This window comes from Brevundimonas diminuta, assembly GCF_039673845.1.
In the GTDB taxonomy this organism is placed as follows: domain Bacteria; phylum Pseudomonadota; class Alphaproteobacteria; order Caulobacterales; family Caulobacteraceae; genus Brevundimonas; species Brevundimonas diminuta_E.
Genome location: NZ_JBDJMK010000009.1, coordinates 106,687 through 124,707, shown reverse-complemented (window position 1 = coordinate 124,707; position 18,021 = coordinate 106,687). Strand labels below are relative to the sequence as shown.

The 18,021-nt window shown below is 68.5% G+C and carries 19 protein-coding genes; 7 read left to right on the top strand and 12 right to left on the bottom strand.

Annotated features, from left to right (window positions below):
• The first annotated feature begins 16 nt into the window (after positions 1–16).
• Positions 17–880, top strand: coding sequence for an N-formylglutamate amidohydrolase (locus ABE454_RS11560; protein WP_346531808.1), 864 nt, complete (start codon positions 17–19; stop codon positions 878–880).
• A gap of 254 nt (positions 881–1,134) precedes the next feature.
• Here the strand turns inward: ABE454_RS11560 and ABE454_RS11555 are convergent, their stop codons facing one another.
• Positions 1,135–1,821 (bottom strand): DUF599 domain-containing protein, encoded by a 687-nt coding sequence (locus tag ABE454_RS11555; protein ID WP_346531806.1) that lies wholly within the window; start codon positions 1,819–1,821, stop codon positions 1,135–1,137.
• 127 nt (positions 1,822–1,948) lie between these two features.
• Between ABE454_RS11555 and ppa the strand changes: the two genes are divergently transcribed.
• Positions 1,949–2,506, top strand: a complete 558-nt coding sequence (gene ppa / locus ABE454_RS11550) for an inorganic diphosphatase (RefSeq protein WP_125902163.1) — start codon at positions 1,949–1,951, stop codon at positions 2,504–2,506.
• 422 nt (positions 2,507–2,928) lie between these two features.
• On the opposite strand, the gene ABE454_RS11545 is transcribed toward ppa, so the two are convergent.
• Together ABE454_RS11545 and ABE454_RS11540 are read right to left on the bottom strand one after the other, a co-directional pair.
• On the bottom strand, positions 2,929–3,603 hold the full coding sequence (locus ABE454_RS11545; protein ID WP_346531804.1) for a bifunctional 4-hydroxy-2-oxoglutarate aldolase/2-dehydro-3-deoxy-phosphogluconate aldolase: 675 nt from the start codon (positions 3,601–3,603) through the stop codon (positions 2,929–2,931).
• Between the two features lie 30 nt (positions 3,604–3,633).
• On the bottom strand, positions 3,634–4,473 hold the full coding sequence (locus ABE454_RS11540; RefSeq protein WP_346531802.1) for an alpha/beta hydrolase: 840 nt from the start codon (positions 4,471–4,473) through the stop codon (positions 3,634–3,636).
• Between the two features lie 50 nt (positions 4,474–4,523).
• Here ABE454_RS11540 and ABE454_RS11535 point away from each other — a divergent pair, with 50 nt between their 5' ends.
• From ABE454_RS11535 to ABE454_RS11515, 5 genes are all read left to right on the top strand, one after another.
• A complete protein-coding gene (locus ABE454_RS11535) occupies positions 4,524–4,781 on the top strand; it encodes an Lrp/AsnC ligand binding domain-containing protein (protein ID WP_200168822.1) in 258 nt (85 codons plus the stop codon).
• 280 nt (positions 4,782–5,061) lie between these two features.
• Positions 5,062–6,246, top strand: a complete 1,185-nt coding sequence (locus tag ABE454_RS11530) for an acyl-CoA dehydrogenase family protein (protein ID WP_346531801.1) — start codon at positions 5,062–5,064, stop codon at positions 6,244–6,246.
• 141 nt (positions 6,247–6,387) lie between these two features.
• The gene (locus tag ABE454_RS11525; protein ID WP_346531937.1) at positions 6,388–7,521 is read left to right on the top strand and encodes an acyl-CoA dehydrogenase family protein; all 1,134 of its coding nucleotides are present in this window, start codon (positions 6,388–6,390) and stop codon (positions 7,519–7,521) included.
• 90 nt (positions 7,522–7,611) lie between these two features.
• Entirely contained in the window at positions 7,612–8,907 is a 1,296-nt protein-coding gene (gene hmgA, locus ABE454_RS11520) for a homogentisate 1,2-dioxygenase (RefSeq protein WP_346531800.1), read from the top strand.
• Entirely contained in the window at positions 8,904–9,263 is a 360-nt protein-coding gene (locus tag ABE454_RS11515; protein ID WP_346531798.1) for a hypothetical protein, read from the top strand. The genes hmgA and ABE454_RS11515 overlap by 4 nt, the downstream gene beginning before the upstream one ends.
• 121 nt (positions 9,264–9,384) lie before the next feature.
• On the opposite strand, the gene ABE454_RS11510 is transcribed toward ABE454_RS11515, so the two are convergent.
• From ABE454_RS11510 to hisH, 9 genes are all read right to left on the bottom strand, one after another.
• A complete protein-coding gene (locus ABE454_RS11510; RefSeq protein WP_346531796.1) occupies positions 9,385–9,699 on the bottom strand; it encodes a hypothetical protein in 315 nt (104 codons plus the stop codon).
• 79 nt (positions 9,700–9,778) lie between these two features.
• A complete protein-coding gene (gene glk / locus ABE454_RS11505) occupies positions 9,779–10,747 on the bottom strand; it encodes a glucokinase (RefSeq protein WP_346531794.1) in 969 nt (322 codons plus the stop codon).
• Between the two features lie 11 nt (positions 10,748–10,758).
• Positions 10,759–12,648 (bottom strand): phosphogluconate dehydratase, encoded by a 1,890-nt coding sequence (gene edd, locus ABE454_RS11500; RefSeq protein ID WP_346531792.1) that lies wholly within the window; start codon positions 12,646–12,648, stop codon positions 10,759–10,761.
• Positions 12,648–13,370, bottom strand: a complete 723-nt coding sequence (gene pgl / locus ABE454_RS11495; RefSeq protein WP_346531789.1) for a 6-phosphogluconolactonase — start codon at positions 13,368–13,370, stop codon at positions 12,648–12,650. The genes edd and pgl overlap by 1 nt, the downstream gene beginning before the upstream one ends.
• Before the next feature lie 178 nt (positions 13,371–13,548).
• A complete protein-coding gene (zwf, locus tag ABE454_RS11490) occupies positions 13,549–15,003 on the bottom strand; it encodes a glucose-6-phosphate dehydrogenase (protein ID WP_346531788.1) in 1,455 nt (484 codons plus the stop codon).
• A gap of 41 nt (positions 15,004–15,044) precedes the next feature.
• A complete protein-coding gene (gene hisIE, locus ABE454_RS11485; RefSeq protein ID WP_346531786.1) occupies positions 15,045–15,683 on the bottom strand; it encodes a bifunctional phosphoribosyl-AMP cyclohydrolase/phosphoribosyl-ATP diphosphatase HisIE in 639 nt (212 codons plus the stop codon).
• A 160-nt stretch (positions 15,684–15,843) separates the two neighbouring features.
• Positions 15,844–16,611, bottom strand: coding sequence for an imidazole glycerol phosphate synthase subunit HisF (gene hisF / locus ABE454_RS11480; protein ID WP_346531784.1), 768 nt, complete (start codon positions 16,609–16,611; stop codon positions 15,844–15,846).
• On the bottom strand, positions 16,608–17,342 hold the full coding sequence (hisA, locus tag ABE454_RS11475; protein ID WP_346531783.1) for a 1-(5-phosphoribosyl)-5-[(5-phosphoribosylamino)methylideneamino]imidazole-4-carboxamide isomerase: 735 nt from the start codon (positions 17,340–17,342) through the stop codon (positions 16,608–16,610). The genes hisF and hisA overlap by 4 nt, the downstream gene beginning before the upstream one ends.
• Positions 17,339–17,938: an imidazole glycerol phosphate synthase subunit HisH gene (gene hisH, locus ABE454_RS11470; protein ID WP_346531781.1), complete on the bottom strand. Its 600-nt coding sequence runs from the start codon at positions 17,936–17,938 to the stop codon at positions 17,339–17,341. Before hisH ends, hisA begins: the two co-directional genes overlap by 4 nt.
• Positions 17,939–18,021: the final 83 nt, after the last annotated feature.

The following is an 18,021-nucleotide window of genomic DNA, read 5'->3' as shown; positions in this document are numbered from 1 at the left end:
GAGGCCGTTCGGCGGCTTGGAGCGCGCCTTTCGGGACGAAGCAGGCTATGGCCGGGGCATGGACGCGCCTCAGCCGCCCTTCTGGATCATTCCGGCCGACGCCGGACGAGCGACGCCGCTGGTGTTCGCCTCGCCGCATTCGGGCGACGTCTATCCGGCGGACATGCAGACGACGGCCTCCCTGCGGGCGGTGCGCAGCGCCGAGGACGCGGCCGTGGATCAGTTGATCGATTGCGGGCCGGGGCAGGGGGCGGACCTGATCGCGGCGCGCATCGGCCGGGCCTATGTCGACCTGAACCGGGCGCCGGACGAGTGGGATGCGGCCCTGATCCTGGATGCGCCCTCGCCGCGTTCGACCGCCAAGGCGCTGGCGGGTTATGGCGTGGTGGCGCGGCTGGCGGGGGACGGGACGCCGCTTTATGGGCGCAGGCTGACGCTGGCTGAGGCGCAGGCGCGGGTGGCGCAGGTTCACGCCCCCTATCATGCGGCGCTGGCGCAGATGATGCAGGCCGCGCGGGCGCGGTTCGGGCGGGCGGTGCTGATCGACTGGCACTCCATGCCGGTGCGGGCCACGAACGGGGCGGTGGATGTGGTGCTGGGCGACCGGCACGGGACAAGCTGCGAGGCCCTGCTGACGCGGCGGCTGCGGCGACTGTTCGAGGCGCAGGGGCTGACGGTCGGGCTGAACCGGCCCTATGCGGGCGGCTATGCGACCCAGACTTGGGGACGGCCGGACGAAGGCTTTCAGGCGGTGCAGATCGAGCTGAGCCGGGGCCTGTACTGGGATGAGGCGGCGCGCGCGCCCTCGGCGGGCTGGAAGCGGTGCCGCTCGGCCCTGCATCGGGTCATTGCGGAGTTGTGCGCCGACTGGCGCGCCTGATCGCCGCCGCCGGGCTGATCTCAGGGCAAAAAAAGAGCCGCGCCAAACGGCGCGGCTTTGGAAAGTCTATAGGGAGGAAACGCCCAGGAAGGGCAAGACGCTCGAAAGCGTCGAAAACCAAGCTAGTTTGCAGCGCACAAAAACACAAGCCCCGATTCAATCTTATACAATCACGGGGTGTTACGAAGTTCGTCTCATCTTGCCAAAACGCTGGAATGCGGGTGTTGCGGCCGGATTTCGCAGTTGCGAGATGATTAGCCCCGTTCAAGCAGACGGCGAGCCTGCCGGATAGCGCTGGCGGCGGGCGAGGCCAGCTGGCGCCAGGCGAGCAACGCGAACACCGAAACAGCGCCCAGCAGCAGCCACAGCGGCCCGAACAGCCATGCCGCGGCGGCCAGGGCGAAATAATAGCCGCGAACGCCCTGATTGAAGTTGGTCAGGGCAGGGTTCAGCACCCGCGCCACGGCCCGGCCATAGGCGACGCGATCGGCTTCCTCGTGGATTTCAGGCGCTGCGCCGATCAGGGCGACGGTGTAGTTCAACTGGCGCAGCGCCCAGATGAAGTCGAGGAAGCCGCGCGCCAGACACACCAGCACCAGGGCCAGCTTGGCCTCCATCAGGCGCGGGGCCACGGCCTCGGCGCCGACGGCGGCGAAACCGCGCATGGCCGCCTCGCCCCCGAACAGCACCCCCGCCACGGCGGCGATCAACAGCAGATTGGTCGAGGCGAAAAAGGAGCCGGAGTTGATCGAATGGCCCAGCAGCTGGCTGTCGATGAGCCGCATCTCGCGATGGGTCATGGCGCGCATCCAGGCGTCGCGCACCGACAGCATGTCCATGTTGAGCGAACCGCTGCGCCGCGCGGTCACGCGGATCAGCGGGCCATAGCCCAGCCAGGCTATGACAAAGACGAACAGGGCGATCCAATCGAACAGACTCATGCCTGATTGACGCCACGTCGGCCCGCGCAAGGCAAGCGTGATCGCCGCGACGCTTGCCGTAAAGCCGCGCAAAGCTTATCACGCGCGTCAATTCTCTCCCCGTTCGCACCTGCAACAAGAGCGTACCATGAACATCGACGCCATCCCGGTCGGCCCCAACGCGCCGTGGGACATCAACGTCATCATCGAGATTCCGCAGGGCGGCCTGCCGGTGAAATATGAGATGGACAAGGAATCGGGCGCCCTGTTCGTCGACCGCTTCCTGCACACCGCCATGTACTATCCGGGCAACTACGGCTTTGTGCCGCACACCCTGTCGGACGACGGCGACCCCTGCGACGTGATCGTGCTGAACCCGACGCCGGTGGTTCCGGGCTGCGTCATCCGCTCGCGCCCGATCGGCGTGCTGAAGATGGTCGATGAGGCCGGCGGCGACGAAAAGATCCTGGCCGTGCCGGTCGACAAGCTGAACCCTTATTACACCGAGGTCTCCAGCTACCGTCAGCTGCCCGCCATCCTGATCGAGCAGATCGAGCACTTCTTCACCCGCTACAAGGATCTGGAGAAGGGCAAGTCGGTCACGGTCAACGGCTGGGGCGACGCGGGCGAAGCCGCCGAGCTGATCGCCGCCGGCATGGCCGCCCACCAGGCCAAGCTGGCCGCCAAGGGCGAAGCCGCCGCCTGATCGGCGCGCGTGTCTGAATATGAAGAGGCCCCGCTGGAAACGGCGGGGTTTTTTTGTGCGTGGGGCTTTGCTTGAGCGCAATATAGGCGCGACGCCTCTCCCTCCCCGTCCCGGGGAGGGTGGTCGCGAAGCGACCGGGTGGGGGCGTCAGGGCGATGCAGGCGCGGGGCTTTGTCTGTCGCCTTTCTCGCCGCCCTCATTCTCGGGCTTGACCCGAGAATCCAGCCCGCAACGCTTGAACCTGCGTGAGGGGACATGAAGTCGCCGTCGTGTCTGCTGGATTCTCGGGTCAAGCCCGAGAATGACGCGTGTGAGGAGCGGGGTGAGCGTGCAGGCAGGCGCGTTCCCTATCGCCTCGCCGCCCCCACCCGGCCTCGGCCTGACGGCCTCAGCCACCCTCCCCGGGACGGGGAGGGAGAGGGTCAGCCCTTCTTCCGAAACGCCGCGATCGTCTCGACCGTCCGGCGCACCTGCGCTTCTATCCCCGCCCAGTCCTTGGCCTCGATGGCGGCCTTGGTCATCAGCTTCGACCCCATGCCCGCCGCGACGATGCCTGCGCCGAACCAGTCGCGGATGGAGGCTTCGTCGGGCTCGACCCCGCCGGTCGGCATGATCTTGGTCCACGGCATCGGCCCCAGCACCGCCCGGACGAAATCCGCCCCGCCGACCGAGGCGCCGGGGAACAGTTTGACGATCTCGCAGCCCAACCCTTGAGCCTCGGAAATATCGCGCACCGAACCACAGCCCGGCGCATAGGCGACCATCCGGCGGTTGCAGACCTGCGCCACCTCGGGAACCAGACACGGGCTGACCACGAACCGCGCACCCGACGCCAGATAAAGCGCCGCCGTCGCCGCATCCAGAATCGAGCCGACGCCCAGCAGGATATCCGGGTCCGTCCGCGCGAATTCCTTCGACAGGGCCGTGAACGTCTCCCACGCAAAGTCGCCGCGGTTGGTGAACTCCACCGCCCGGGCCCCGCCGCGCGCGCAGGCGCGGATGACTTCGGCGCAGACCTCGACATCGGGGTGGTAGAAGACAGGCACCACCCCCTGCGTCTCGATGGCGGTCAGCACGGCGAGGCGGTCGTGACGCATGAAAACTCCTTACGGCCTGACAATCGAAGCCTATTCGGCGGTCGCCAGTTCCACCAGCCGCTTCACCATGGCGCTGTCCGCATCGGCCAGAGGGTCCAGCACGGTGAAGTGGTCGGCGCCGTCGACGATTTCGACCCGGGTGTCGGCGCCTTTGCCGCCCCAGACAGCGGCCATTTCGCGGCTCTGACGCACGAACTCATTGCTTTCGTCCCCGCCGACCCAGCAGTCCAGCGCCGTGCCGCCCGGCGTCGCTCCGTTCGGCGCGGGCCAGTGGATCGGCGACAGGGCGCGCGCGACCGGAACGTCCAGCCCCAACGCCTCATTCAGCGAGGTATGGATCAGCGGCTCCAGATCGAACACGCCCGAGATCGCCAGCGCCGCCCGCGCGCGGCCTTCCGACAGCATCCCCGTCGCCATATGGCCGCCGACCGAATGGCCGAACACCAGCGGGCGCTTGCCGGTTCGCGCGCGCACGGCCTCGGTCGCCGCGCGCATCTGGCCGATGATCTTTCCGACCGACACGCCGGGCGCCAGATCATAGCCCGGCACGGCGACGCTGATCCCGTGTTCCAGCAGGGCGGGCGCGACCCAGGCGAACCAGCCCCGGTCCAGCGCCTGCCAATAGCCGCCGTGCATGAAGACGGCGACCGGGGCGCCGGGACCGGCGTCGAACCACTCCATCTTCTGTCGTTCGGACGGGCCGTATTCGATCGTCTCAGGCCGCCGGGCGTCGATCACCCGCAGCGAATCCTTGCGCCAGCGGTCCAGAATGGCGGGGTGTCCCGGCACCCGGGCGCGATTGTTATAGGCCGCTTCATAGGCCGCAGCCCGTTCGTTATGCGTCGCCTCGGGCGACAAAGCCTTACCCATGTCGTCTCCATCCGCTAGAGACCTCCGCTTGAACGGGAGGCTTGAAGGCCATGATGACCGCCATTTTCGTCTTCATCAAATGCGAGTTGGGCTACGCCAACGATGTTGCGGCCGATCTGGTCGATAATGTCGAGAATGTGAGCGAGGTCTATTCGACATCGGGCCAGCACGACCTGCTGGCCAAGTTCCAGCTGCCCAAGGACGCCGACATCGGCACCTTCGTGACCAAGCAGGTGCAGACGCGCCCGCACATCCGCGACACCTTCACCGTCATCACCTTCTCACCCTTCATGCCGTCGAAGAAGTAAGACGCACGCCCCTTCTCCCTCCCCGTCCCGCGGAGGGTGGTCGCGCAGCGACCGGGTGGGGAGGGCAGGGCGATCCTGAGCGCATCATATTTCCGGACGCGCCTGGCTGCTGTCCTGCGCGCCGTCCGCCGCCCGCGCCTGTCTCGCCGCGCTGCCCCCACCCGGCCTCGCCCTTTGGGCTCAGCCACCCTCCCCGGGACGGGGAGGGAGAAAGCCTGTTCCGTTTTTAAAAAGGACCGGCTAGCGTCTCTCTCAGGCAAGAACGCGAGGGAGGGCGCCCATGGCCGATCTGGAGACGTTCCGCGCTGAGACGCGCGACTGGCTGGAGGCGAACTGTCCGCCCGAGTGCCGAGGCGCCGGTGCGGGCGAGGCCGACATGGTCTGGGGCGGGCGCAACGCCGTCTTCCCGACCCCTGCGCACAAGCTCTGGCTGGACCGCATGGCCGAACGCGGCTGGACCGCGCCGGAATGGCCGCGCGAATACGGCGGCGGCGGGCTGAACCGCGAAGAGGCCAAGGTGCTGGCCGCCGAAATGCGCCGCATCAAGGCGCGGCCGCCCCTGTTCAGCTTCGGCGTCTGGATGCTGGGCCCGGCGCTTCTGGCTTTCGGCACGGAAGAACAGAAGCAGCGCTTCCTGCCGCCCATCGTGCGCGGCGAAATCCGCTGGTGTCAGGGCTATTCCGAGCCGGGCGCGGGATCCGACCTCGCCTCCGTCCAGACCCGCGCCGTGGATCAGGGCGACCACTGGATCGTCAACGGCCAGAAGATCTGGACTTCCTACGCCGACAAGGCCGACTGGATCTTCTGTCTGGTCCGCACCGACCCCGAGGCGCCCAAGCATCTGGGCATCAGCTTCGTCCTGTTCGACATGGCGACGCCGGGCGTGACGACGCGGCCCATCACCCTGATCAGCGGCAAGTCCCCCTTCTGCGAGACCTTCTTCGACGACGTGCGGGTCGAGAAAGAGAATCTGATCGGCACGCTGAACCGCGGCTGGGACGTGGCCAAGGCCCTGCTGGCGCATGAGCGGACCATGATCGGCGCCATGGGCGACACCGGCGTCGGCCGCCCGCTGGGACAGGTCGCGGCCGATACCCTCGGGCTGGACGAGGCCGGACGGCTGGACGAACCGCTCCTGCGCGCCCGCATCGCCGACTATGACATCGACGCCGCCGCCTTCCGTCTGGCGATGGAGCGGGCGGGCGATCAGATGAAGGCGAAACAGGCCCACCCGGCGATCGCCTCCATGCTGAAGTACTACGGCTCGGAACTGAACAAACGCCGTCATGAACTGGCCATGGCGGCAGGCGGATCGGAGGCGCTGGAATGGGAGGGCGACCGCTCGAACGACGGTCAGGCCGCCCGCGACTGGCTGCGCACCAAGGCCAACTCCATCGAAGGCGGCACCAGCGAAGTCCAGCTGAACATCATCGCCAAACATCTGCTGCACTTGCCGGGGGCGTAACGCCCAGCCCGCCTTCACGGCCGCCGTCATCCTCGGGCTTGACCCGAGGATCGAGGGATAGGCCGGACTGGACGACGCCCGCTCGCCACCACGCCCGATACCCGGATCAAGTCCGGGCATGACGAAGAGAAAGTAGGATTGATGCCCCTGATCCTGACCGAAGAGCAGACCCTGCTTCAGGACGCCGCCGACGGCTTCCTGAACGAAAACGCCCCCATCGCTCACCTGCGGAAACTGCGCGACAGCCGCGACCCTGACGGCGTCTCACGCGACCTGTGGCGGGCGTTCGGCGAGATGGGCTTTTCCGGCGTCGTCATCCCTGAGGAAGACGGCGGCTCGGGCCTCGGCTCCGTCGAGGCGGGCGTCATCGCCGAAAGTCTGGGCCGCACCCTGACGCCCTCGCCCTTCATGGGCTCGTCCGTGCTGGCGGCGACGGTGCTGAAGGCGGCGGGATCGCAGACGCAGAAGCAATGGCTGGGCCGCATCGCGGCGGGCGAGGCCATCCTCAGCCTCGCCGTTGACGAAGGGCCCAAGCACGCGCCGGCCAAGATCGCCACGCGCGCCGAACGCTCGGGCAACGGTTTCAAACTGAACGGCGCCAAGGGCTTCGTGCTGGACGGCCACATCGCCGACGCCCTGATCGTCGCGGCGCGAATTCAGCAAGAGGGGGCGGATGACGGCCTGACCCTGTTCCTGATCGATCCGGCGACGCCGGGCGTCTCAGTCGAGCGCACCGTCATGGTCGACGCCCACAACGCCGCTCGCGTGACCCTGAGCGAGGTTCAGGTCGACGCCGACGCCGTCATCGGCGCTGTAGGCGAGGGCCAGGGCCCGCTGGACGCCGCCCTGACGCTGGGCCGCGCCTGCGCCGCGTCGTCGCTGGTCGGGGCGGGGGATCAGGCGTTCAGGGTGACGCTGGACTATCTGAAAACCCGCAAGCAATTCGGCAAGCTGATCGGCGAGTTTCAGGCTCTTCAGCACCGCGCCGCCCATCTGTTCACCGAGCTGGAACTGGCCAAGGCGGCCACGCTGGCCGCGCTTCAGGCCATCGACGCGGGCCGCCCTGACGCCGAACAGGCCGCCGGAATCGCCAAGGCCAAGGCCGGCCGCGTCGCCGAACTGGCGGTGCAGGAGGCGGTCCAGATGCACGGCGGCGTCGGCATGACGGACGAGTTCGACGTCGGCCTGTTCATGAAGCGCGTCCGCGTCCTGAACGAACTGCTCGGCGACGCCCATTTCCACGCCGAACGCCTGGCTCGCGCGCAAGGATTCTGACGCTTCCCGTTTGATCCAGGGCAAAGCCGTGAGGCTCGGGGTGACGGTTGGGCGAGGATCGCTTACACCTCCCGGTAAGGGAGAAACGACATGACGCGATCCAACGCGCCCGCCTATCAGACAGGCTTCGCCAACCACTTCGCCACCGAGGCGGTGGACGGCGCCCTACCCGTCGGCCGCAACTCGCCGCAGCGCCCCGCGCTGGGCCTCTATGCCGAACAGCTGTCGGGCACGGCCTTCACCGCCCCGCGCGACCACAATCTGCGCAGCTGGCTGTATCGCCTGCGGCCCTCGGCCCAGCACGGGCCGTATCAGCCGTTCGAGCAGGGCCGGGTGCGCTCCGGTCCCTTCACCGAGACGCCGCCCAATCCCAATCGGATGCGCTGGGATCCGCTGCCCATGCCGGACCAGCCGACCGACTGGGTCGAGGGGCTGACCACCTATGGCGGCAACGGTTGCGCCGATTCCGGGACGGGGGTGGGCGTCCACCTCTATGTCGCCAACCGTTCGATGGTCGACCGCGTCTTCTATTCGGCCGACGGCGAACTGCTGATCGTGCCGCAGCAGGGGACGCAGCGTTTTGTCACCGAGATGGGGGTGATCGAGGCGGCGCCCGGCCACATCCTCGTCATCCCGCGCGGCGTGCGTTTCCGCGTCGAGATCGACGGTGAGGCGCGCGGCTATGTCTGCGAGAACTACGGCGCGCCCTTCCGCCTGCCGGACCTCGGCCCCATCGGCTCCAACGGTCTGGCCAATCCGCGCGATTTCGAGACGCCGGTCGCATGGTTCGAGGACGTGGATCGCCCGACTGAGTGCGTTCAGAAGTACGGCGGCAAGCTGTGGGCCACGACCTTCGACCACAGTCCGCTGGACGTCGTGGCCTGGCACGGCAACTACGCCCCCTGCCGCTATGACACGGCGCGGTTCAACACCATCGGCACGGTCAGCTTCGACCACCCGGACCCGTCGATCTTCACTGTTCTGACCTCGCCCAGCGATACCCCCGGCACAGCAAACTGCGACTTCGTCATCTTCCCGCCGCGCTGGATGGTGGCCGAGGACACCTTCCGTCCGCCGTGGTTCCACCGCAACGTCATGAGCGAGTTCATGGGACTGATCTTTGGCGAATACGACGCCAAGGCGGGCGGTTTCGCCCCGGGCGGCGCCAGCCTGCACAACCGCATGAGCGGCCACGGCCCCGATCAGGCCAGCTGGGACGGCGCGACCAAGGCGGATCTCAAGCCGCACAGGATCGAAAACACCCTGGCCTTCATGTTCGAGACGCGGATGCCGATCCGCACGACGCAATGGGCCGAGCAGACGCCGTTGATGCAACTCGACTACGACGACTGCTGGACCGGTTTTGAAAAGGGCAAGGTCGGGTGAGGTTCGGGCCGTCCGGCGCGGCGGGCCTGTTCGCCCTGCTGGCGCTGGGCGCCTGCGCGCCCTCGGCGACCGAGGCGCCCGCCGCATCGAGCGAGGCGGCGGCCTGCGCCGCGCGCGGCGGGGTGATGCGTCCGGTCGGTCGGGCGCAGTCGGTGCGGTGCATCGTCCGCCATGCCGATGCGGGCCGGGCCTGCACTGATGCGGCCCACTGTCAGGGCGAGTGTCTGGCCGCCCCCGGCGCAGAACCTGATCCCGCGGGCGTCGTGCACGGCGTCTGCTCGACCGACAGCAACCGTTTCGGCTGCCGCACCGTCATCCGCGACGGCAAGGCGCGACCGACGATCTGTGTCGATTGAGGTCCCCATACTTCGTCCGCCGGGATGAGCGGAAAACAAGGGTTAAGCCTGAACGCCAATCATGAAAAAAGCCCCCGTCGCGTGCGCGGCGGGGGCCTTTTCTGTTCGGAAGGCGCGGCCCTTAGTGGGGCTTGGGCGCATCCTTGGCGGCGTCCTTGATGGCGTCCGCGCGCTCGCCCGCAGCCTTCTGGGCGTTGTCGGCTTCGGTCTTCAGGGCGTCGGCCTGATGTTCGGCGTCGGCCTTGACGGCGTCAGCCTGAGCCTGGGCCTGGGCGACGGTGGCGTCGGCCTGGGCGTTCAGTTGGTCGGCCGCGGCGTCGCCCTGGGCTTCGACCGCATCGGCGCGGCTGTCCGCAGCCTTTTCGGTCGGGCTCTGGCAGGCGGCGAGGCCGGCGACGGCGAACAGGGCGGCGGCGGTAAGGGCGATCTTCTTCATGGGAAGTCCTTCTCCAAGTGCATCTGAGGCTCGAATAACGCCGCGCTTCACTTAGGGTTCACGTCGCCGTGAACTTTTTTCATACTTTTGCCGTGAACGCCGCTCGTGCTGCGCCCAGCAGGGCGGCCTGTTTATGCAGGATCACGCGCGTCGGAATGGCGGCCATATAGTCGCGGAACCGCCCCTTGTTCTCGAACCGCTGTCGGAACGGGCTGGCCTGAACGAAGGGCAGGATGCGCGGAATGATGCCCCCCGCCACATAGACCCCGCCGCGCGCCCCGGCGATCAGGGCGATATCCCCCGCCACGGCCCCCAGCATGGCGCAGAAGCGGTTCAGGGTGACGGCGCAGGCGCTGTTCGCATCGGCCATCGCCTCCGCCGTGATCTGCGCCGGATCGTCGATCTCGGTCGCGCGGCCGTCGATCTGCGCCAGCGCCTGATGCAGGTTCACCAGCCCCGGCCCGCAGACCAGCCGCTCGATCGAGACGCGGCCAAAGCGGCGGCGCAGGATGCGCAGCACCTCGTCCTCGACCTCGTCGCCGGGGGCGAAACAGGCGTGGCCGCCCTCGCCGGGCAGGGCCATTTCACGCCCCTGAGCATCGCGCGCCAGAATGGACACGCCGAACCCCGTCCCCGGCCCGACCAGGGCGATGGCGGCGTGCGGATCGCCTGCGTCCGGCCCGCCCAGCGAGGCCAGATCCTCCCCCGTCAGCCCCGGCGCGCCCCAGGCCAGCGCCTCGAAATCGTTGAACAGCCGCACCGGGTTCAGCCCCAGCGTCTGAAGCTCGCCCTCCGACACCCGCCAGGGCGAGTTGGTCAGGTCGATGGCGCCGTCCGTCACCGGCCCGGCCACGGCGATGACGCCGCCGGTCGGCCTGACCGGACAGCCGTCCAGATAGGCCCGCACCCCGTCCAGAAAGGTCGGATGCGCTTCGGCCGGAAAGCGCTGGAAATGCTCCAGCACCGGGCGGCCGTCGACCTTGCGCGCCAGGGCGAAGCGGGCGTTGGTGCCGCCCACGTCGCCGACCAGAAACAGGGGCTGGGTCATCGGCTGCTCCCTCAGGCGTCCACGGCGCGGTCGACAAGGTTCGGATCGGGCGGGCCGTCGTCCTCGCCGCCTGATCCGACGGGCAGGGCGAAACAGACGCTGGCGCCGTCCTCGGCCGCCCCGACCATGTGGCGGAAGGCGCCGAACAGTTCGCGGCCATAACCCCATGACGATCCCTCGGCATGGGCGCGCGATCGCACCGCCGCCGGACGCGCGCCCAGATCGCCGACGCCGACCGTGGTCAGCACCCCGGCCTCGGGGTCCAGCCGGATCAGGTCGCCGTCGCGCACATGGGCCAGAGGGCCGCCCGCCAGCGCCTCGGGGCTGACGTGGATGGCGGCGGGCGTCTTGCCGCTGGCGCCCGACATGCGGCCGTCGGTGACGAAGGCGACCTTGAAGCCCTTGTCCTGCAGCACGCCGAGCGCGGGCGACAGGCTGTGCAGTTCCGGCATCCCGTTGGCGCGCGGCCCCTGAAAGCGCAGCACCACCACGACATCGCGGTTCAGCTTGCCGTCCTTGAAGGCCTGCAGCGCGTCTTCCTGCGTCTCGAACACGGCGGCGGGCGCCTCGACGATGCGGTTCTCAGGCTTCACCGCCGAAATCTTGATCACCGCCCGGCCGAGGTCGCCCTGCACCAGCCGCAGCCCCCCCTCGCGGTCGAACGGGTCCGAGGCGGGGCGCAGGATGGACAGGTCGAGGCTCTCGTTATCCGTGTCGCGCCAGACCAGTGCGCCGTCCTCCAGCCGAGGCTCCTTGAAATAAGCCTCGAGCCCCCGGCCCATGATGGTCGTCACATCGGGATGCAGGTTTCCGGCCTTGACCAGTTCGCGGATGACGAAGGCCACCCCGCCCGCCGCCTGAAAGGCGTTCACATCGGCCGACCCGTTCGGATAGACTCGCGCCAGCAGAGGCGTGACCGAGGACAGCTGATCCATGTCGGTCCAGTCGATCAGCACCCCCGCCGCCCGCGCCATAGCCACCAGATGGATGGCGTGGTTGGTTGATCCCCCGGTGGCCAGCAGGGCGACGATCATGTTGACGATGGTCTTCTCCGACACGATGTCGGCCATCCGGCCGCGCCCCTCGCGCGCCAGTTCGATCGCCCGCTTGGCCGCCGCCGCCGTCAGGGCGTCGCGCAGGCCGGTGTCCGGGTGGACGAAGGCCGTCGAGGGCATGTGCAGCCCGGCGACCTCCATCATCATCTGGTTGGAGTTGGCCGTGCCGTAGAAGGTGCAGGTGCCGGGCGAGTGGTAGCTGGCGATCTCGCTCTTCAGCAGTTCGGCGCGGTCGATCAGCCCTTGGGCGTATTCGGCGCGGACGCGAGCCTTCTCGGCGTTGGGAAGGCCGCTGGGCATCGGCCCGGCCGGGGCGAAGACGACGGGCAGATGGCCGAACGCCAGCGCCCCCATGAACAGACCCGGCACGATCTTGTCGCACACCCCCAGCATCAGGGCGGCGTCGAAGGCGTCGTGTGTCAGGGCCACCCCGGTCGACATGGCGATGACGTCGCGGCTGAACAGGCTCAGCTCCATGCCGGGGCGGCCTTGGGTGACGCCGTCGCACATGGCCGGGGTTCCGCCCGCCACCTGGGCCGTGGCGCCGATCTCGCGCGCGGCCTGTCGGATGATCTCGGGGAAACGCTCGAACGGCTGATGCGCCGACAGCATGTCGTTATAGGCGGTGACGACGCCGAGGTTGGGCTGGGCGCCGGTCATGGCCGTCAGCTTGTCCGTCACCGTCTGCCCGGCGAAGGCATGGGCCCAGTTGGCGCAGGACAGCTTGGCCCGCCCGGACCCTGATCCCGTCGCCGCGTCCATCCGGCGTAGATAGTCGGCGCGGGTCTTGCGGCTGCGTTCGATAATGCGGGCGGTGACTTCCGCCACCACGGGATTGAGCGCCATCACCCGACCTCCGCCCAGAACACTTCAAGGGGTGCGTTCGCCGCGATCAGGGCGGCGATGGGGCTGACGGCCGGATCGCCCGCCGCCTCACGCTCGAACACGGCGCGCTTCCTGGCCCCGGTCAGGGCCAGCACCACGCACCGCGCCGAGACCAGCCACGGCAGGTTGAGCGTCAGCCGTTCCTGCGGCGGCGCCGCGCCGTCGCGCCCGGCGGGCACGCCGTAGACGGCGGGCTTCAGGCTCGGCGTCAGAAGGGTGGTCAGCGTCGGACTGCCGGGGAACATCGACGCGATATGCCCGTCCTCGCCCATGCCGAGCAGGACGGCGTCGAGGCGATTATTCTCCAATTCGGCGCTCAGGTTGTGGGTCGCGAGCGCCGCCGCACGATCCACGGTCACGGCGGAGCGGAACAGGGGCAGGAACTCTGCGCCCTTGGCTTCATGTCTCAGCAGGGTGCGCTTGAGCAGGGCCGCGTTCGAGTCGGGTGACGTCTCCGGCACATAGCGTTCGTCCACCGGGATGACGAAGGTGTGCTGCCAGTGGGGATAGGAACGCAGTCTGGACAGGCGCTGATAGATCGGCTCCGGCGTAGAGCCTCCGGCGCCTGCGAATACCGCCCAGCCGTTCTGCGCGGGGTCGCGCAGGCCTTCTTCAAGCGCCGACGCCAGTCGGTACGCGGCGGCGTCCGCCCATACGTCGATGGTGGGAAAGGTCTCGATCATGCCGACACGCTCCTTCTCCCCTCGGGGGAGAAGGTGGGCCGCAGCGCTGCCCGGATGAGGGGGGCGCCGGATGGGGACGCCACATCAAAGGTCGAGCGGGTAGACACAGCCCCCTCATCCGTCTCGCTCCGCGAGCCACCTTCTCCCACAAGGGGAGAAGGAAGAATGCTTGTGTTTCTCATCGCACGTTCCACTTCCGCCCCGTGCGCGACAGCAGCACGTCCGCCGCCTCCGGCCCCCAGCTGCCGGCCGGATAATCCAGCGGCCGACACTCGCGGCAGGCCCAGGCGTCCGCCACCTCATCCACCCATTTCCACGCCTGCTCCGCCTCGTCCCGCCGCACGAACAGGGTGGAGTCTCCGTGCAGGGCGTCCAGCAGCAGCCGCTCATAGGCGATGCGACGGCGCGGCGAGGCGCCGTCCCTGCCGTCTTGCCCCCACGACAGGCTCATCCGGATCGGCTGAAGCTGCATCCGCTGTTCCAGACCCGGCTTCTTGGTCATCACCGACAGGGCGATGTCCTCGTCCGGCTGAAGCTCGATCACCAGCCGGTTGTCATAGATGTCGCCCCGCTCTCCGTGGCCGAAGATGGAGTGGGGCACCGGCTTGAACTGGATGACGATCTCGGTGCGCTTGGCGGCCAGCCGCTTGCCGGTTCGCAGGAAGAAGGGCACGCCCGCCCAGCGCCAGTTGTCGATATCGGCGCGGATGGCGACGAAGGTTTCGGTGTCCGATGCCTGGCCGCGTTCGGTCTGATAGCTGTCGGCCGGGCGGCCATCGACCTCTCCGGCCGTATACTGGCCGCGCACGGTCACGCGCTCGGCGTCCTCGGCCATGATCGGGCGAAGCGAGCGTAGCACCTTCACCTTCTCATTGCGCACCGAGTCCGGGTCCAGGTGGCTGGGCGGCTCCATCGCCACCAGACACAGCAGCTGCAGCATATGGTTCTGCACCATGTCGCGCAGGGCGCCGTATTCGTCATAATAGGGCCAGCGGTCGCCGACGCCGACCGTTTCTCCGACCGTGATCTGCACATGGTCGATGGTCAGGCTGTTCCACAAAGGCTCGAAGATGGCGTTGCCGAAGCGCAGGGCGATCAGGTTCTGCACCGTCTCCTTGCCGAGGTAGTGGTCGATGCGGAACACCTGCCGCTCTTCAAAGGCGTCGGCCACGGCGTCGTCGATTTCGCGGAAGCTCTCCAGATCGCGCCCGACCGGCTTCTCCAGCACGATGCGGTCGTCAGGTCCTGCCAGACCGGCCGTCTTCATCGCCGTGACGATGCGGCCGTACAGCGACGGCGACACCGCCAGAAAGGCCGTGATCGCGCCCTCGCCACAGCGCGCCTTCAGCGGCTTCAGACTCTCGGCGTCGGTGGCGTCGACGGCCATGTAGGCCAGCCGTTCAGACAGTCGGCGCCAGCTGTCTTCGCTCCAGGCGCTGTCGGCCTCGGCGCGGGGCTGAACCGCCATGCGCACGCGATCCAGATAGGCCTCGGTCGTCTCCTCGGTGCGGGCGGCGGCGATGATCTTCAGCCCGTCCGGCAGCAGGCCGTCGTGATCCAGGAAATACAGCGACGGCAGCAACATCCGCATGGCGAGGTCGCCCCCGCCTCCGAACAGTATCAGCGCCGCCATTCAGGTCTCCTTCGCTTGAGGCCGACCCGCACAGCGGGCCGTCAGCCTTTGCCGTCGGCCTTTATCGTGGCCGGTTCCGCCCGCCGGGCCAAGACGTCCAGCACGTCCTGAAACACCATGTCACGCGCGTGCAGAAGCACCAGCAGGTGATAGATCAAATCCGCCGCCTCGCTGGCGAGTTCCGCATTATCTCCCGCCGCCCCGGCCAGAGCCGTCTCGACGCCCTCTTCGCCGACCTTTTGCGCGGCGCGTTTGGAGCCTTGCGCGATCAGGCGGGCGGTCCAGCTGTCGTTGGGATCAGCCTGGGCGCGGACATGGATGGTGCGCTCCAGCCGGCCGACGCGGCCCAGCCCCGGCGCGTCCTCGTTTCCGAAACAGCTGACGCGGTTCAGATGGCAGGCGTTTCCGACCGGGCGCACCTTCACCACCACGGCGTCGCCGTCGCAGTCGGCCGTCACCGAGACGACGTTGAGGAAATCCCCTGACGTCTCGCCCTTGCGCCACCGCCCGCCGCGCGAGCGCGAGAAGAAGGTCGCTTGCCCGCTGTCCAGCGTCTCGCGCAGCGCCGCCTCGTCCATATAGGCCAGCGTCAGCACCTGAAGCGTGTCGGCGTCCTGCACCACGGCCGGGATCAGTCCGCCGCCTTTGGCGAAGTCGATCTGGGAGAGGTCGAAGCTCATCTTCCTTCTCCCCTCGTGGGAGAAGGTGGGCGCCGGAGGCGCTCGGATGAGGGGGCTGTGTCCACACGCGAGACGGGGGAGGGCGAAGCCGACGCCCCCCTCATCCGTCTCGCTGCGCGAGCCACCTTCTCCCACGAGGGGAGAAGGAAACCGATGGTCGTCATATCCTCACCTCCACGCCCTGCGCATCCAGATACCGCTTCAGCTCCGGCACTGTGATCGCGCCCGAGTGAAACACGCTGGCCGCCAACGCGCCCGACACATCCGCCTCCACGAACACGTCGCGGAAATGCTCCACCGCGCCCGCTCCGCCGGACGCCACCAGCGGAATGGTCAACCGCCGCCTCGCCTCGGCCAACTGAGCCACGTCATATCCTTTCCGCACCCCGTCCTGATCGATGCAGTTCAGCACGATCTCGCCGGCGCCCAGCCCTTGCGCCTCGACAATCCACTCCATCGTCAGCCGCCCGGCGCCGCGCCGCGCGTTCGGATCGCCGGTGTATTGATGCACCCGCCATTCGCCGTCCTGAAAGGCGCTGTCGACGCCCACGACGACGCACTGGCGCCCCAGCCGCGCGGCCATCTCGCCGATCAGTTCGGGCCGCTCCAGCGCGGGCGAGTTGATCGACACCTTGTCCGCTCCGTGGTCGAGGCACCGCGCCGCCTGTTCCACCGTGCGGATGCCGCCCGCGACGCAGAAGGGAATGTCCAGCAGCCGGGCGATATCCTGCACCCAGCCATAGTCCAGCGTCCGCCCCTCGGGGCTGGCTGTGATGTCGTAGAAGACCAGTTCGTCGGCGCCCTGATCGCGATAGCGCGCGGCCAGTTCGGCGGCGTCGCCCATGTCGACGTGCCCCTCGAACCGCACGCCCTTGACCACGCGGCCGTCCTTCACGTCGAGGCAGGGGATGATGCGCCGGGCGGTCATGCCGCGACCGCCTTCAGCGCCTCGGCCACAGTGAAGCGGCCTTCATAGATGGCCCGCCCGACGATGGCGCCGTCGCAGCCGATGGCGCGCGCGGCGGTCAGGTCGTCCAGCGCCGCCACCCCGCCCGAGGCCTGAATCTTCAGCTCCGGCCGCCGCGCCCGCGCCTCGCCCAGCAGGTCGAGGTTCGGCCCGGTCAGGGCGCCGTCGCGGCCCACGTCTGTCATCAGCACATGGGTCAGCAGATCGGACGGATAGCGGTTCAGCACGCTCCACAGATCGACGCCCGCCGACTGGGTCCAGCCCTTCAGCGCCGGGACCGGAACCCCGTCCTCATATTTCACATCCAGCGCCAGGGTGATGCGCTCGGACCCGAAACGATCCAGCCAGGCCAGCACCTCGTCCGGCTTGGTTACCGCCAGCGATCCGACCACGACGCGGCTGACGCCCGCCGCCAGCAGACGCTCGACATCGGCTTCAGAACGCACGCCGCCGCCCGACTGGATCTTCACGGCGACGCTGGCCGCCATCTCGCCGATCAGGCCGTGCTGCATGGCGCGCCCGGCCTCGGCGCCGTCCAGATCGACAACGTGGACCCATTGCGCGCCCTCAGCCGCAAAGGCCGCCAGACGCGCGGGCGGAGACTCGTCATAGCGGGTCACCTGATCGAACCGCCCGTGCATCAGCCGCACGCAGACGCCGTCCTTCAGGTCGATGGCGGGATAGACGATCACGCGGGCAGCTCCAGAAAGTTCTTCAGAATACGCGCGCCGAGCGCGGCCGAGCGTTCCGGGTGGAACTGGCAGCCCCAGCGGTTGGCGCTGTTGACCATGGCGGGCACAGGCGCGCCGTAGTCGGCGGCGGCCAGCGTCGCCGGACCATCGGGACAGACATAGCCGTGGACGAAATAGGCCCAGTCGCCGTCGCGCACCCCGTCCAGCAGCGGGTCGTCGCGACGGGTCGTCAGACGGCTCCACCCCATGTGGGGCGACGGGCGCGACGGGGCGGGAAGGATGGCCTCGACCCGGCCGGGGATCAGCCCCAGCAGGCCGACGTCGCCGTCCTCCGCGCTGGTCTCGAACAGCAGCTGCTGGCCCAGACAGACGCCCAGCAAGGGGCGCTGAAAACGATGCAGCGGTTCGATCAGGCCCAGCGCCTTCAGCCGCTGCATGGCGTAACCGGCCGCGCCGACGCCGGGCAGGATGATCCGCTCGGCCTCGGCCACATCGGCGGGATCGTCGGTGATCCGCACCCGCGCGCCCAGCCGCTCCAGCGCGAACCGCACCGAGGCGACATTGCCCGAGCCGTAACCGATCAGGGTGACGTTCATCGCCCTTCTCCTCAGCCGTATCTTCCTTCTCCCCTCGTGGGAGAAGGTGGGCGCCGGAGGCGCTCGGATGAGGGGGCTGGGTC

Coding starts and splice junctions, on each gene's coding strand:
- ABE454_RS11555 (WP_346531806.1), bottom strand. CDS start 1,821: ATGAGTCTGTTCGATTGGATCGCCCTGTTCGTCTTTGTCATAGCCTGG.
- ppa (WP_125902163.1), top strand. CDS start 1,949: ATGAACATCGACGCCATCCCGGTCGGCCCCAACGCGCCGTGGGACATC.
- ABE454_RS11545 (WP_346531804.1), bottom strand. CDS start 3,603: ATGCGTCACGACCGCCTCGCCGTGCTGACCGCCATCGAGACGCAGGGG.
- ABE454_RS11540 (WP_346531802.1), bottom strand. CDS start 4,473: ATGGGTAAGGCTTTGTCGCCCGAGGCGACGCATAACGAACGGGCTGCG.
- ABE454_RS11535 (WP_200168822.1), top strand. CDS start 4,524: ATGATGACCGCCATTTTCGTCTTCATCAAATGCGAGTTGGGCTACGCC.
- ABE454_RS11530 (WP_346531801.1), top strand. CDS start 5,062: ATGGCCGATCTGGAGACGTTCCGCGCTGAGACGCGCGACTGGCTGGAG.
- ABE454_RS11525 (WP_346531937.1), top strand. CDS start 6,388: ATGCCCCTGATCCTGACCGAAGAGCAGACCCTGCTTCAGGACGCCGCC.
- hmgA (WP_346531800.1), top strand. CDS start 7,612: ATGACGCGATCCAACGCGCCCGCCTATCAGACAGGCTTCGCCAACCAC.
- ABE454_RS11510 (WP_346531796.1), bottom strand. CDS start 9,699: ATGAAGAAGATCGCCCTTACCGCCGCCGCCCTGTTCGCCGTCGCCGGC.
- glk (WP_346531794.1), bottom strand. CDS start 10,747: ATGACCCAGCCCCTGTTTCTGGTCGGCGACGTGGGCGGCACCAACGCC.
- edd (WP_346531792.1), bottom strand. CDS start 12,648: ATGGCGCTCAATCCCGTGGTGGCGGAAGTCACCGCCCGCATTATCGAA.
- pgl (WP_346531789.1), bottom strand. CDS start 13,370: ATGATCGAGACCTTTCCCACCATCGACGTATGGGCGGACGCCGCCGCG.
- zwf (WP_346531788.1), bottom strand. CDS start 15,003: ATGGCGGCGCTGATACTGTTCGGAGGCGGGGGCGACCTCGCCATGCGG.
- hisIE (WP_346531786.1), bottom strand. CDS start 15,683: ATGAGCTTCGACCTCTCCCAGATCGACTTCGCCAAAGGCGGCGGACTG.
- hisF (WP_346531784.1), bottom strand. CDS start 16,611: ATGACCGCCCGGCGCATCATCCCCTGCCTCGACGTGAAGGACGGCCGC.
- hisH (WP_346531781.1), bottom strand. CDS start 17,938: ATGAACGTCACCCTGATCGGTTACGGCTCGGGCAATGTCGCCTCGGTG.